The sequence below is a fragment of the Flavobacterium sp. P3_A6 genome, from assembly GCF_056403035.1.
Genome location: NZ_JBFUGG010000007.1, coordinates 82217 through 97278, shown reverse-complemented (window position 1 = coordinate 97278; position 15062 = coordinate 82217). Strand labels below are relative to the sequence as shown.

The 15062-nt window shown below is 33.0% G+C and carries 9 protein-coding genes; 6 read left to right on the top strand and 3 right to left on the bottom strand.

Annotated elements, in window-relative coordinates; translation table 11 throughout:
- Together rpsG and rpsL are read right to left on the bottom strand one after the other, a co-directional pair.
- The gene (rpsG, locus tag AC1DVP_RS09190) at positions 1-477 is read right to left on the bottom strand and encodes a 30S ribosomal protein S7 (protein WP_026727879.1); all 477 of its coding nucleotides are present in this window, start codon (positions 475-477) and stop codon (positions 1-3) included.
- A gap of 73 nt (positions 478-550) precedes the next feature.
- A complete protein-coding gene (gene rpsL / locus AC1DVP_RS09185) occupies positions 551-934 on the bottom strand; it encodes a 30S ribosomal protein S12 (RefSeq protein WP_007136570.1) in 384 nt (127 codons plus the stop codon).
- A gap of 216 nt (positions 935-1150) precedes the next feature.
- Between rpsL and AC1DVP_RS09180 the strand changes: the two genes are divergently transcribed.
- From AC1DVP_RS09180 to rlmB, 6 genes are all read left to right on the top strand, one after another.
- Positions 1151-2899, top strand: coding sequence for a BamA/TamA family outer membrane protein (locus AC1DVP_RS09180; RefSeq protein ID WP_477183200.1), 1749 nt, complete (start codon positions 1151-1153; stop codon positions 2897-2899).
- An 84-nt stretch (positions 2900-2983) separates the two neighbouring features.
- Entirely contained in the window at positions 2984-6148 is a 3165-nt protein-coding gene (locus AC1DVP_RS09175; RefSeq protein ID WP_477183199.1) for a SusC/RagA family TonB-linked outer membrane protein, read from the top strand.
- Positions 6149-6165: 17 nt separating this feature from the next.
- A complete protein-coding gene (locus tag AC1DVP_RS09170) occupies positions 6166-7593 on the top strand; it encodes a SusD/RagB family nutrient-binding outer membrane lipoprotein (protein ID WP_477183198.1) in 1428 nt (475 codons plus the stop codon).
- 1043 nt (positions 7594-8636) lie between these two features.
- Positions 8637-11744 (top strand): SusC/RagA family TonB-linked outer membrane protein, encoded by a 3108-nt coding sequence (locus tag AC1DVP_RS09165; protein WP_477183197.1) that lies wholly within the window; start codon positions 8637-8639, stop codon positions 11742-11744.
- 4 nt (positions 11745-11748) lie between these two features.
- Positions 11749-13122, top strand: a complete 1374-nt coding sequence (locus AC1DVP_RS09160; RefSeq protein ID WP_477183196.1) for a SusD/RagB family nutrient-binding outer membrane lipoprotein — start codon at positions 11749-11751, stop codon at positions 13120-13122.
- 84 nt (positions 13123-13206) lie between these two features.
- Positions 13207-13941 (top strand): 23S rRNA (guanosine(2251)-2'-O)-methyltransferase RlmB, encoded by a 735-nt coding sequence (rlmB, locus tag AC1DVP_RS09155; protein WP_477183195.1) that lies wholly within the window; start codon positions 13207-13209, stop codon positions 13939-13941.
- An 81-nt stretch (positions 13942-14022) separates the two neighbouring features.
- Here rlmB and AC1DVP_RS09150 read toward each other — a convergent pair whose 3' ends face one another.
- Positions 14023-14820: a rhomboid family intramembrane serine protease gene (locus AC1DVP_RS09150; RefSeq protein ID WP_477183194.1), complete on the bottom strand. Its 798-nt coding sequence runs from the start codon at positions 14818-14820 to the stop codon at positions 14023-14025.
- Between the last annotated feature and the right edge of the window lie 242 nt (positions 14821-15062).

The window sequence follows — 15062 nt, the reverse complement described above, 5'->3', positions numbered from 1 at the left end:
TTAAAATCTAAAGTGAGAGAAAGCTTTATTAGCTTCTGCCATCTTGTGAGTATCCATTCTTTTCTTAACAGCAGCTCCTTCTTCTTTAGCCGCAGCTAAACATTCTGAAGCTAATCTCTGAGCCATAGATTTTTCGTTTCTTCTTCTTGAATAAAGAATCAACCATTTCATAGCCATAGAAATTTTTCTGTCTGGTCTAATTTGCATTGGAATTTGAAATGTAGCTCCACCTACTCTACGGCTACGCACTTCTACGTGAGGCATAACGTTTGTTAAAGCATCTTTCCAGATTTCCAATGAAGTTTTTTCATCATTTTGTTTTTTAGTTTCTATAATGTCAATTGCATCATAAAAAACTTTAAAAGCTGTTGATTTCTTACCATCCCACATTAAGTTATTCACAAAACGCGTTACCAATTGGTCATTAAACCTTGGATCTGGTAAAAGTGGTCTTTTCTTTGCCGCTCTTTTTCTCATGTCTTTTTTTTAATAAAATTTCACACTCATACAGTCACGATTAATCGCAACTCTACAAGAATAACGTTTTAAATTACTTTTTTGCTTCTTTTGGTCGTTTTGCTCCGTACTTAGATCTTCTTTGCGTTCTTCCTGCTACACCTGATGTATCAAGCGCACCACGAACGATGTGATACCTAACTCCTGGCAAATCTTTTACCCTTCCACCCCTAACTAATACTATCGAGTGCTCTTGTAAATTGTGTCCTTCTCCAGGGATGTAAGCATTCACTTCATTACCATTTGTCAAACGTACACGCGCTACTTTACGCATTGCAGAGTTTGGTTTTTTTGGCGTCGTAGTGTAAACACGCGTACAAACCCCTCTTCTTTGAGGACAAGAATCTAAAGCAACCGATTTACTCTTCTTAGTTATCTGAGTTCTTCCTGTTCTTACTAATTGTTGAATTGTTGGCATAATTAATACTAAAAATTTCTTATTATATTAAAATCCCGCTTTTTACGGGGTTGCAAATGTATAAATTAATTTTCACTCTACAAACCATAATTGATTTATTTTCACAAGAAGTAAACATTTGTGTTCTAACAAAATACATCTTTACAAAAAACAGACACAATGAACCCAAAAAGAAACATCAACAAAGACAACTTCAAAAGACAAATATTATGATTATTGAAACAAAGAACAGATATTTGCGTTGCTATCATCATAAAGAAATTAAAAGTGAAACTCAAAATTCTTATTCTATTTTTTTTTCTTAATTATTTGGCTTCCAAAAGTCAAAATATTCAATTAAAAATAATTGGAAAAACAACAACAGAAACTAAAATAATTGACTCTATTGGCTACACCCCAAAACTGCAAAACGCAAAAAAAACAATTGAAGAAGTAAATATTGTGGTTAAAAAACTGACTGAAATAGGCTATATAAACAATCAAATATTAGAAGAAAAAAAAGAAAACGACAGCAGTTATATTACCAAACTTTCACTTAAAAAAAGAATAAAAAATATACATATATATATAGGTATAAAAAACAATTTATTTTTAGACAGTTTTTATGAAGCAAAACAAGATTCTATAATATTATCATATTCTCAAATAGAACCATTTTTAAAACATACTCTGCAAAATTTAGAAATAAATGGTTATGCATTTGCAAAAGTAAAACTCATCAATTTGCAACAGAAAAACCAAAATCTATATGCTGACTTATCAATTTCAACAGACAGAAAAAGAAATTTAAACACAATAGAAATAAAATACACCAATCAACAGCATAAAAAACTTTTTCCAAAAGGAGCCGAAAAACAAATCATAAAAAAATACAAAAACTCAATTTTCAACCAAGAGACAGTAAAACAAATCAATCATGATTTTGAAGAATTCATCTTTATCAATCAAATTAAATATCCAGAAATATTATTCACTAAGGACAGTACGAAAGTATTTGTCTATTTAGAGAAAAAGAAAGCAGATAATTTCGATGGCTATTTAGGATTCAATAATTCAGAAAATAAAAAAATTCAATTTAACGGATATTTGGATCTAACCTTAATTAATGCACTTAGAAACGGTGAAGAATTATCTATTTACTGGAAGAATGACGGAAATAATCAAAAACTTTTTAATGCTAATTTAAATATCCCTTATTTATTCAACAGCCCAATAGCTATTAAAGCACAAATCAATATTTTTAAACAAGACAGTATTTTTCAAAACACAAAGACCTCTTTGCAATTAGGCTATTTCATAAATTACAACAAACGCATTTATCTTGGATTCGAATCTACAGAGTCCAGTGACATTCAAAATCTAAATAGTCAAAATTTAGCAGATTTCAAAAACACTTTCTACACCAGCTCTATAGAATTCAAAAAAAACAATTCTAAAAATAAACTATTCCCTATAAAATCTTTTCTTAATTTAACTATTGGAACCGGAAACAGGACAACAATAGAAAATTCATCAATAAAACAAAATTTTGCAAATTTTAACATAATAAATGATTTTTATATTAATGAGAAAAATATTATAAATTTAAAAAATCAAAATTATTTTTTAAAAAGCAAGAATTACATTACAAATGAATTATATCGCTTTGGAGGAATAAACTCCATAAGAGGATTCTCAGAAAATAGCCTACAAGCCAATTTGATGATTGCTCTTATGACAGAATACAGATATTTAGTTTCACCCAATCTATATCTCAATTCCATCCTAGATTACTGCTATTATGAAGACCCAACGATTTCTTCAATAAAAAAAAACAATGAAAAACTTCTAGGCATTGGGCTCGGTTTAGGCGTTCTAACTCCAAATGGTTTATTAAAATTTGCCATCACAAATGGAAAGACAAAAAACGAAGAAATAAAATTTTATAACACAAACATAACGATAAGTTACAATGTTAAATTTTAGACTTGACAAAAAAAAGGGTTTCAGATATTAGGATACTTAACAAATTATTATGATTTTTGCCACACTAATTCAAAATATTTAAAAATGAAACTAAAGTTCAATGGATTCTTAGTACTCCTTGTAGTACTAGTAGCGCAACTAACTTTTGCGCAAGAAAGATCTGTTTCAGGAGTTGTTTCTGACAATGCAGGCATGCCTTTACCAGGTGTAAGTATATTGATCAAAGGAACAAAAAATGGAACTCAATCTGATTTTGATGGAAAATACACTATCAAAGCAGCACCAAGTGACGTATTGGTATTTAGCTATGTAGGCATGAAATCTACAGAAAAAAGTGCAAGCTCAACAACAGTAAACACAAAATTGACAAGTGATGCAACACTATTAGAGAGTGTCGTTGTAACAGCGTTGGGTATTAAGCGAGAGAAAAAAGCATTAGGATATGCTACGCAAGAAATTAAAGCGGAAGAATTAACCAAAGGAAACAACAATAGCTTAGCTGGAGCTCTTCAAGGAAAACTCGCTGGTGTAAATATAACACCTTCGAGTGGTGCTCCTGGAGCTTCTTCTCAAATTGTAATCCGTGGAGCACGTTCATTCACTCAAAACAACACACCTTTATATGTAGTTGATGGCATGCCAATTGCATCAACAGCTGATTACTCTACAGGAAATAGTGTAACTGGATCAGACAGTGCAAATAGAGCTGTAGATATTGATCCTAACGATATTGAATCAATCAACGTTCTTAAAGGACAAGCCGCATCAGCACTTTATGGACTTAGAGCCTCAAATGGTGTAATCGTAATTACAACAAAAAGCGGTAAAGGAGCTTCTAAAAATGGAAAACCAACAATAAATTTCTCTACCTCAACTTCTGCAGAGAATATATCTAGAACAATTGATTATCAAAATGACTACGCTCAAGGAGTTTCTGGTGTATTCAACCCGACAAGTTCACTAACCTGGGGACCTAAAATTTCTGCGTTACCAAATGATCCAAAATATGGAGGGAATGTATCTAATGCCAACAATGGAGGAGACATAACGAGTCACGCAGGTCAATATTATGTTCCACAAAGAGCCTCCGCAGGTTTAAATCCATGGGTTACACCTAGAACTTATGATAATTTTGGTGATTTTTTCAAGACTGGAATTACTGTAAATAATTCTCTAAGCTTAACACAAGCTACCGATAAAACTACGTATGCCTTCAATTTAGGTTCGTCAAACCAAGATGGTTTTATCCCGGGCACTGGATTTACACGTTATAATGCAAAAGCTGCATTTAGCACAAAATTAGGAACTGAATGGAAAACCGGATTCGTAGGCAATTATGTTCAATCTAAAATCGACAAAGCTACAGGAGCAAACGATTCTTCTGTTGCAGGTGCCTATGCAAGTCCGAGAAGCTATGATTTAAAAGGAAACGGATATGAAAGTGCTACTGATCCTTATAAACAAGTTTATTATAGAACAACTGGATTCAATAACCCATATTGGGCAGCTGCACACAACACATTTGACGAGCAAACAAATCGTTTCTACGGAAATTCTTATGTTGAATACGCTCCGAAAATCTCAACTGACGATACTCATAAATTATCATTCCGTTATCAGCTTGGTGCTGATGCTTACTCTACAGATTATAGAGATATTCAGGAGTACGGTAACGGGCAAACTACAAAAGGTCATTTAGAAATCTACGGAATAAATTCTAGAACTGTAAATTCATTATTGACTGCAAACTATCAATACAAGATTTCTGACGATTTAGACTTAACAGCACTGGTTGGTAACGAAATCAATGACAAAAACGAGAAATCATATAGCATGACTGGGAACGACCTTAATTTTGGTGGTTGGGCTAATTTAAAAAATACCGGACAAACAGTTGCCACAGATGACATTAGTAAAAACAGAACTTTTGGACTTTTTGGTAATCTAAACCTTTCGTACAAAAACTTTATTTTCCTTGGTTCAACCATAAGACAAGATATAGTTTCGTCTATGCCAAGAAATAATCGTTCATTTGTTTATCCTTCAGTATCATTAGGTCTAGTATTAACTGAATTAGACGCTCTAAAAGGGAATTCCACTATCTCTTTTGCAAAGCTAAGAGGATCCTGGGCCGAAGTAGGTCAAGCAGGAAGCTATCTTGCTAACTATTACTCAGTACCTGACTACGGAGGTGGATTTTGGTTAAACACTCCTGTTAATTACCCTCTTAATGGTGTAAACTCATACACACCAAACAATGTAATGTACGACCCAAATTTAAAGCCTCAAAACACGAGATCTTACGAAGTAGGTGCTGAAGTACGATTGTTTCAAGATCGTGTAAGTATTGATTATACCTACGCTAGACAAGATGTAATTAACCAAATATTTCAAGTGCCTTTGGCTGGTTCAACAGGCGCTGCTACTTTAGTGATGAACGGAGGAAAAATCCATACTAATAGCCATGAATTATCAGTAAGCGTTATTCCCGTTAAAACTAGAGATTTCGATTGGACACTAACTGCTAATTTCACTAAAATAGACAATTACGTAGATGAATTAAAAGAAGGTGTAAATAATATTTTCTTAGGAGGATTTACAACACCACAGGTTAGAGCTAATATAGGAGAACGTTTTCCGGTACTCTATGGAACATCATTTGCAAGAGATACTAAAGGAAACATTATAGTTGGTTCTGATGGATTACCTAAGTCTGGAGAAACCAAATCACTTGGAACTGCTGCTCCAAAATTCAACTTAGGAGGAACTACTGCATTTAGATACAAGAAAATAACTCTTGTAGCCACATTTGATTGGAAAAACGGAGGAGTAATGTACAGCGGAACAAATTCATTACTAGACACCTACGGATTAAGCACCAAAACAGCAAACCGTGATGAGCTAATAGTCCAAGAGGGAGTAACTGAAACTGGAGCAGTAAACACAAAAGCAGTAACCAAACAAGCTCTTTATAATACATCGTATGCAAATATTGCCGAAACTGCAATATATGATGCCTCTTTCGTAAAACTTAGAGAACTTTCTTTAGGATACACTTTACCTCAATGGTCAAAAGCATTAGACATGCGTGTTTCTGCATTTGCAAGAAACATCTTGCTGTGGGCTAAAATGCCAAATTTAGATCCAGAATCTTCACAAGGAAACAACAATATGGCAGGCGCTTTTGAAAGGTTATCTGTTCCGCAAACAACAAGTATTGGAGCCGGAATCAATGTAACGATTAATTAATTATAATTCAAAAAATCATGAAAAAATATAAAGTCATATTACTTTCGGTGGTTGCATCAGTTTCATTTAATTCTTGTTCGGAGGATGTAATGGATAGCATCAACACCAATGTAAACGACCCTTTAGATGTACCAACTCGCTTTTCTATCACTGACGCAATGACAAGTACTGCATTTAGCAATACTGGTTCAGAAATATCCTTCTATACGGGAGTTTATACAGAATTAAATGCTGGAGGTTTTGGTCAAATGTACAATGCAGAGGTAAGAAACGCAGAACCTCAAAATCAAACAACATTTAACAACACTTGGAACAGCATCTATCAGACAATGTACAACCTGAAGTTGATAATCGCTAAATGTTCTACAGGTCAGGAAAAAGGAAACTACACTACCCTAGGTATTGCACAAGTGCTATATGCATATAACTTGGCTTTGCTTACAGATATGTATGGAGATGTTCCTTTCTCTGAGGCTTTTCAACCTGGAGTAATTTTCCAACCTAAATTAGACCGCCAACAAGACTTGTACAATACTGTTTTCGCAACTCTTCAAGACGCTATAGTTAATCTTGGAAAAACATCAGCTTATCCAGTTTTAGGAACTCAAGATATAATTTATGGAGGCGACAAAGCTAAATGGACAAAAGCAGCGAATGGTTTGCTTGCTCGTTATACTTTACGTCTTTCTTTTAAAAATCCTAATTACGCTCAGATATTGACTTATGTAAGTAAATCATTTACCAGCAAAGCTGAGGAATTTAAGATGAAGAACGAAAGCATTCCAAACCCTTATTACCAATTTTGGAACGATAGAAAATATTTGTTTGCTAGTAAAAGTCTGCATGACAAATTAGTCGCTAGACCAAATGACCCACGTGCCAGCGGTTATTTTGATGGTACTAACTTTTTTGTTAATGGTATTAGTTCTCAAAGTCAAAGTTACTCTGAATCAGCATTGTTAGATCCAAGTAATCCAATATTTATGTTAAGCTACCACGAACTATTGTTCATCAAAGCGGAAGCTGAAGCAAGAAACTCTGCTGCCGTAACAAGCACAGCTAGTTTGACTGCTGCCGTAAATGCTGCCTTTAATAAAGATGAGGCTGTTAATTTTTCAAGTACAAATGCTGCAACTTATGTTGCTGGACTAAACATTACAACCAATGCAGCTTTATTGAAAGAGATTTCAGTACAAAAATATTTCTCTTTCTACGAAAACGAATCTGCTGAGGCATACAGTGATTTCAGACGTTTATTAGCAGTGTACGGATCATTAGCAAATCACCCAATACAATTAGCAAATCCTAAGAATGCAACTCAATTCCCACTTAGATTGCCTTATGGAGATTCTGATGTATCTACAAATAATAACATTAAAGCTATATTTGGAGACGGTTCTTATGTATATAAAGAAAATGTTTGGTGGGCTGGAGGTACTCGTTAATACTCTTTACACATATAATTTAATCTAATTTAGATAAATTTGAAAATTCAAAACCATCCCATTTCGGGGTGGTTTTTTTATATATAACCATTAAGATAATGTATACTAAATTTATCTTAATGTCTTAATGGCAATCAAATATTAAACAATAAATTAAAAGTAAAACTGTATAAGAATGAATGATAATAATTTTTTCATTTCTTGTCAAAAAAAATACCAATATCGTAATGATTCGGGCAATTTTTATATCTTCTCTAGGGTAGATTCAGCCATAATTATTCATATTATTCTTTAACCCAAATCCATTTTTCTTGTTCTATTTCTAATAATCTAAAAGTGTAAAACACTCTTTCTTAAATTCTCTATTACTCACTTTAAAGCACTTCACCATTACTCAGTACTTTTATCCAAAATACTATTATCTACACATTTATATTAGAAATCATATTTTATATATTTCTTCATTAAATCAACAACAAACATCTTTATTTCCAAAACTAATTAATAAAATCTTTATAAATACAAAAATCAAACTGTTGTAATAAAACCACACTTAGATATCACTTTTGTTATAAAAAATCAGACAACCACTACAAGTCCATTCTGAAAGCAAAAATTCACCAGATTCTAATATAATAAGTTGATTAGTTATCGTTAATAAAAATAATTTTAAAGTATTTACTTAATAAAAAATTATTAATTTTTTATTAAGTAAATATAAAGATGTTTTTTTTATGTTCTATTATTATTAGATCAACTCTTCCATTCTTAACTAAATTATAAGAAAAAACATTTCATTAAACAAAAGAAAATAAATTGAATTCCAATCACTTATATCAAAATAAAGAAAATAAACTTTAGATTATCATTATCTTTTTACAACATCAACATCAATATTAATACAAATATTAAATTTTGTAACATAAACATAATGATAAGTTATAATGTTAATTTTTCAACTCAACCAAAAAAAAAGAAAGCCAACATTAGGTTAATTAACATATAATTATGATTTTTACAATACTAATTCAAAATATTTAAAAATGAAACTAAAGTTCAATGGATTACTAGTACTCCTTGTAGTACTAGTGGCGCAAATGTCTTTTGCGCAAGAAAGATCTGTTTCAGGAATTGTTTCCGACAATGCAGGTATGCCTTTACCAGGTGTAAGTGTAATTATTAAAGGAACAAAAAATGGAACTCAATCAGATTTTGATGGTAAATACACCATCAACGTAGCACCAAACCAAGTGTTGGTATTTAGCTATGTTGGGATGAAAACTTCAGAGAAATCTGCTAGCTCAACAACCATTAATGTAAAACTTTCAAGTGATGCAATGGAACTAGAAAGTGTAGTCGTTACAGCATTAGGGATTAAAAAGGAGAAAAAAGCATTGGGATATGCTACTTCAACTGTTGGTGGTGAAGATTTACAAAAAGCACATGAAGTCAACATTATTGAAAGTCTTGCTGGAAAAGCTGCAGGTATTCAGGTAACTGGAACGGCAGGAACGCCTGGAGCTTCAAGTAAAATTATTATTAGAGGTCAAAAATCCATTAGTCTTTCTAGCCAGCCAATTATAGTTTTAGACGGACAGATAATCGATAACTCCATAAACAATAATGCGGGTTCTGGTACTAATATCGGTGGTGTGGATGACTCTAACAGAGCAGTTGACATCAATCCTGATGATATTGAAAGCGTATCTGTCTTAAAGGGGGGTGCAGCAGCAGCTATTTATGGAGAGAATGCAAGAAACGGGGTAATAATTTACACTAGTAAAAAAGGAAAAAAAAGAAAAGGAATCGGTATTGATTTTTCAAGTTCTGCATCAGTCGACCATGTAAGTCAACTTCCAGCAATTCAAACTGAATACGCCGCAGGTACTAATGGAGTTGCTTATATTGCTCCTGCTACATATGGCACAGATGGTTTTGCATTAACCAATGGAACTAATCAAAGCTGGGGACCAAAAATTTCTAGCGTTCCAGGCCTAAAATCCTACAATAACCCTGAAAATTTCTTTAAAGACGGAGTTACATTTACAAATAACATCGCTCTTTCTGGAGGTGGTGAAAATGGAATCTTTAGACTTTCTTTTGGTAATGTACAACAAACAGGAATGGTTCCAAATACTTCCTTAAAAAAATCAAATTTTAGTGTAAGTGCAGATTATAACATAACTGATAAATTAAAAGCCGGTGCTGATGTAAAATACTCTAATACAGGAGGAGTAAGAGCACAAAAAGGGAGTAATGTAGCTGGAATAATGTTGTCTTTATTTAGAACACCTGCAAGTTATGACCTTAGAGACTACGAAACAGCTGTAGGAACAAATAAAAACTATTATGCTTTTTATGACAATCCTTATTACACTGTTCATAATAACGAATATACTGATGAGACAAATCGTGAGATTATTAGCGGACATATTACATACAACCAAAGTAAAGCCTTTAATGCATTAGTAAGAGCTGGTGTAGATACATATACTACTCATGCACAGCAAAATTACTCTTACAGCAGTAATGGTAACTCTACAGCAGATGGAAGTGGTCAGGTAATACTAGACACTTATACTTTGAGTCTATATAATCTTGATGTGATTTTTACTGGTGATTTTAAATTTATGGATAACAACTTATCTTTAAATTATAATGCCGGAGGATCAATCAACTCAAAATTCTCAAATGACATGTATACTGTAGGATCTACAATGCTTATACCTAATCAGTATAACTTGAGCAATTTCGCTACTTATTTACCTACAAACTATGATTCGCAACAAATAAAAAGAGGTATTTACGCACAAATAGAACTTGGTTTATATGACCAATTTTATTTGACAGTTACAGGAAGAAATGACTGGAGCAGTACATTGCCTTCAAATAACAGATCTTATTTTTATCCTGCAGTAAGTGGGTCTTGGTTAGTAAACAAAACACTAAATTTACCTGATTGGATTAATTTAGCGAAGATAAGAGGAGCATACGCTAGTACTTTTGCCTCTCCAAATCCTTATAATGTTCTAACTGTTTTTAACACTCCTACTTACTTTGATACATTTGGTCCAGAATTAACTTCCCCTTATGGAGGTGTTGGATCCTATGCATATGATGTGACTCGTAAAAATCCAAATTTAAAACCTGAACATAATAAAGAATTCGAAGCTGGTATAGAATTAGATATGTTTACAAAATTGCATTTAAATGTAAGTGCTTATAAATCTACCAATTACGACTTATTGATTTCAGCACCAATTGCTGCATCTTCAGGTTTTACTAATTATTTCACTAATGGTCCAACTGTAGAGAACAGAGGTCTTGAGATTGAATTAGGGTACGACATATTTAAGAACACTGACTTTCAATGGAATATTAATGTAAATTGGAGTAAAAACGAAAATAAAGTAGTTGACATTCAAGATAATTTAAATTTTTCAGGAGAAGGGAGTGATTTCTTTTCAGGTAATGTGACACCAGCAATAATAAAAGGACAACCTTTAGGTGTTTTTTACGGAACGGCTTGGGAAAGAGACGGCTCTGGTAATTTAATTATTGGATCAAATGGCATACCATTAGTTCAAGCTTCATCTCAGATTATTGGAAATCCGAATCCAAATTGGTTAGGAGGTATAAGAAACAATTTTACATATAAAAATATTTCTCTAAGTTTCCTTTTAGATATAAGACAAGGAGGAGACATATGGAATGGTACAGCAGGAAGACTTAACAGACTTGGAATTTCAGAAGATTCTGCTAACGACAGAACTGCTACTTATGTAATTCCGGGAGTTACTTCTACAGGAACACCAAATACAGTTGCCGTAACAAATAAAGCCTATTACAATAATTATTTAGGTGATAATGGCGCTGCTAATGAACAACAAGTTGAAAAAGACATTAACTGGGTAAGAATGAGAGACATTAGCTTAGGATACAATTTTGGAAAACTTCTTTCAAAAAGTGCTCCTTTTGTTAGAGATGCATCCTTAACGCTATCAGCAAGAAACTTATTTGTAATTACAAATTACACAGGAGTGGATCCTGAAAATTCTTTTGCAGGATCAGGTTCAAATACTAATGGCTTTGATTATTTTAATAATCCAGGATCAAAAAGCTATGCTTTAACATTAAAACTTAATTTTTAATATTATGAAAAAAATAATATATTTATCAATAATATTAGGAGCCCTATCTCTAACTTCATGTGAAAATGAATTAGACTCATTTAACGATAATCCTAATAGCCCAACTGTAATACCTACTCCAACGACGCTACTTACCTCTGCCGAAATTGGAACGGTGAATAACTCGGTAGGTAATTTAACCAGAACCTTTACTATATTTACTCAACATACGAATGGAAATTCATTTCAATCTTCAGAGTATGGAAGTTATATTCTAACAGAATTAGACAATGAAGGCGATTGGAGCAATATTTACCAAGCTGGTATTAATGCAAACACAATTGTAAAAAATTTCGAGACAATAGACCCTCATTATGCTGGTATTGCAAGGATCTTATTAGCTCTTAACATGGGTTATGCAACTGATGCATGGGGTGACATTCCTTTCTCTGAAGCATTTGAAGGTAATAGTGGTAATCTTACCCCTAAATATGACACCCAAAAAGACGTAATTGAAAGAATTCAAACCTATCTTGATATAGCAATAGCAGATTTATCTAAACCTGCAAGTGCTAATATTAATGTACCAGGGACTGATGATATTTTTTATGGTGGAAATACTAAAACCTGGATTAAAGTTGCTTATGGAATCAAAGCAAGATATGCTATGAGATTAACAAAAAAAGATGGTAGCACTGTAGCCGCGCAAAAAGCGTTAACTTATCTAGCAAAATCGCTTAGTTCAAATGGAGAAAATTTAGTCGCAAAATTTGATGGAGGAAACAATCAAAGTTCATGGTATGCCTTTAATAATCAAAGAGGCGGATACATGGGAATGGGTAAATACTTTATCGATTTGTTAAATGCTAGTTCAGATCCACGTTTGCCATTTTATGCGACCACAGACGCAAACGACACTTATACTGGAGCTGCGCCTGAATCACCAGATGCAGAAGGTATAACATCTCAATTTGGAGAATTCTTTGCTGCAGGACCAGATACACCTTTAAATATTTTTACTTTAGCAGAAGTAAAATTTATTGAGGCAGAAGCACAATTTAGATTAGGAAATACTGCTGCCGCTCAAACAGCATTACAGGCTGCAATAAGTGCTTCATTAGTAAATGTTACTGGCACAGATAATCCTGCCTTTGCAGCAAGTGCAGCATCTGTAGTTACTTTGCAAAATATTATTACACAAAAATACATTGGTTTATTCACTAGTACTGAACCATATAATGATTTTAGAAGAACAGGATTCCCTGTATTAACACCAAATCAAAGCAGCGAAACTAAAAAGATTCCTTTAAGATTAATAACACCAAAATCAGAAAGAACGTTAAACAATAAAGCAACAGTTGTTTCAGATTTTTACACCCCAGTTTGGTGGGCTAATTAATCTCATTAAAATAATTAAGACTAAGCCATTCTGTTCATTCAGAGTGGCTTTTTTTTATAAAAACATTATACTTATATTTGCCACATGGAAAAAGAACATCAAATTTTTGGAATCAGAGCAATAATTGAAGCTATACAGGCGGGCGCAACAGTTGATAAAGTTTATATTCAGAAGGAAGCAAGCAGCGAACTGATGAAAGATTTAATGAAGGTGATGAAGCGTGGCAATATCAATTTCTCTTATGTTCCTGTTGAAAAACTAAACCGACTGACTCCAAACAACCATCAAGGCGCAGTAGCAAGCATCTCACCAATTTCATTTTTTGATTTAGAGACCTTAATCGATACCGTCGTTGAAAACGGAAAAAAGCCTTTATTTTTAATTTTGGATCAAATTTCGGATGCACGTAATTTTGGTGCTATTATCCGAACAGCAGAATGTACAGGCGTTAATGGAATTATCGTTCAAAAAGCAGGCTCGGCTCCAGTAAATGGAGACACTGTAAAAACTTCAGCAGGTGCGGTATTTAATATTCCAATTTGTAAAGTAGAACACATAAAAGATGCTATTTTCCTTTTGCAGGCCAGCGGTATCAAAACCGTTGCCGCTACCGAAAAAACAGATCAAAATATTTATGATGTTTCTTTAAACGAACCAATAGCAATTATTATGGGATCTGAAGATCGAGGAGTAAACCCATCAGTGCTTAAAATTGTAGATGAGAAAGCAAAACTTCCTATGTTTGGAACTATTGGCTCTTTAAATGTTTCTGTAGCTTGTGGCGCTTTTTTATATGAAGCGGTTAGACAAAGAAGCTAAATAATTTAAAAAATCAGATTGCAAATTTTAGATTGCAGTTAAACTGCCCTAGATTATAATAAATTATCAAAATAGAATGAATCAAGGCTCCGGTTTTGATTCATTTTTTTCGTCTAAAGACTCTTGCGTTTCAACATAATCATACACAACATTTGAATTCGATATAAAAAAAGAATTCATTTCTATTTGAACTTCTTCAATAATTTCAGGTTTGGGCGGATTGACAAAATTACCATTCTCATCAAACCTTTGCATAAACTTATCTTCCGACGGATCATAATCAGGGCGCTCCCAATCATATTTTATCACTTTCCTGAATTCTGGTTTTTTGTAAAAAAAAGTCAGTACAAAACCCGTAATTAAACCTGACAGATGACCCTCCCAAGAAATAGTTTCATCAATTTTTGGAAAAACATACCAAACCATTCCGCCATAAAGAACAACTACCGTTAGAGATAAGGCTACCAATCTATAATATTGGGTTTGTAAGCCTTTAAAAAAAATAAAAGAAACCAATACATAAATTAAACTACTGGCTCCAATATGGTAACTTTCTCTTCCTATAAGCCATGTCAAAGCTCCAGAAAATAAAATTCCGTATACCAATATTCCTATTGCTTCTTTACTATAAAAAAAGAACAAAGCTGCCAAAAGCACCAGTAATGGTATAGAATTATTATAGAGATGTTCTATATTCGAATGAATGAATGGACTAAAAATTATACCTTGCAATCCTGAAAAAGTTCTCGGCAAAATTCCGTTCTCATCAAAATCAAATCCAAAACGGATTTCCAGCCAATAAACAAACCACAAGAACAGCACAAAAAAAAGTGGTACTCCTAAAACAGCATTAGTAAATTTAAAATTATTTTCTTCCATTATTCAGGCTACTAAATCGTTAGACTATTTTACAGATTCTTAAAACAAATCAAAAATGCATCCAAAAGCAATTTAGTGCTATTTTGTCATATAAAATAATTCTGTTATGAAAACAAATACCCTAGCCCTGATGGAAACGGCATCCTTTTGTGTCTCGTTTTTCTGCGAGGCACAAAAGATATAGTGGACAGCAGGAACAGCTCCTGAAAAATATACTCATAAAAACTGAAAATTGTGTAATT

Excerpts from the sequence above, each read along its gene's own strand:
- rpsG (WP_026727879.1), bottom strand. The coding sequence starts at position 477 with ATGAGAAAAAGAGCGGCAAAGAAAAGACCACTTTTACCAGATCCAAGG.
- rpsL (WP_007136570.1), bottom strand. The coding sequence starts at position 934 with ATGCCAACAATTCAACAATTAGTAAGAACAGGAAGAACTCAGATAACT.
- AC1DVP_RS09175 (WP_477183199.1), top strand. The coding sequence starts at position 2,984 with ATGAAACTAAAGTTCAATGGATTCTTAGTACTCCTTGTAGTACTAGTA.
- AC1DVP_RS09170 (WP_477183198.1), top strand. The coding sequence starts at position 6,166 with ATGAAAAAATATAAAGTCATATTACTTTCGGTGGTTGCATCAGTTTCA.
- AC1DVP_RS09165 (WP_477183197.1), top strand. The coding sequence starts at position 8,637 with ATGAAACTAAAGTTCAATGGATTACTAGTACTCCTTGTAGTACTAGTG.
- AC1DVP_RS09160 (WP_477183196.1), top strand. The coding sequence starts at position 11,749 with ATGAAAAAAATAATATATTTATCAATAATATTAGGAGCCCTATCTCTA.
- rlmB (WP_477183195.1), top strand. The coding sequence starts at position 13,207 with ATGGAAAAAGAACATCAAATTTTTGGAATCAGAGCAATAATTGAAGCT.
- AC1DVP_RS09150 (WP_477183194.1), bottom strand. The coding sequence starts at position 14,820 with ATGGAAGAAAATAATTTTAAATTTACTAATGCTGTTTTAGGAGTACCA.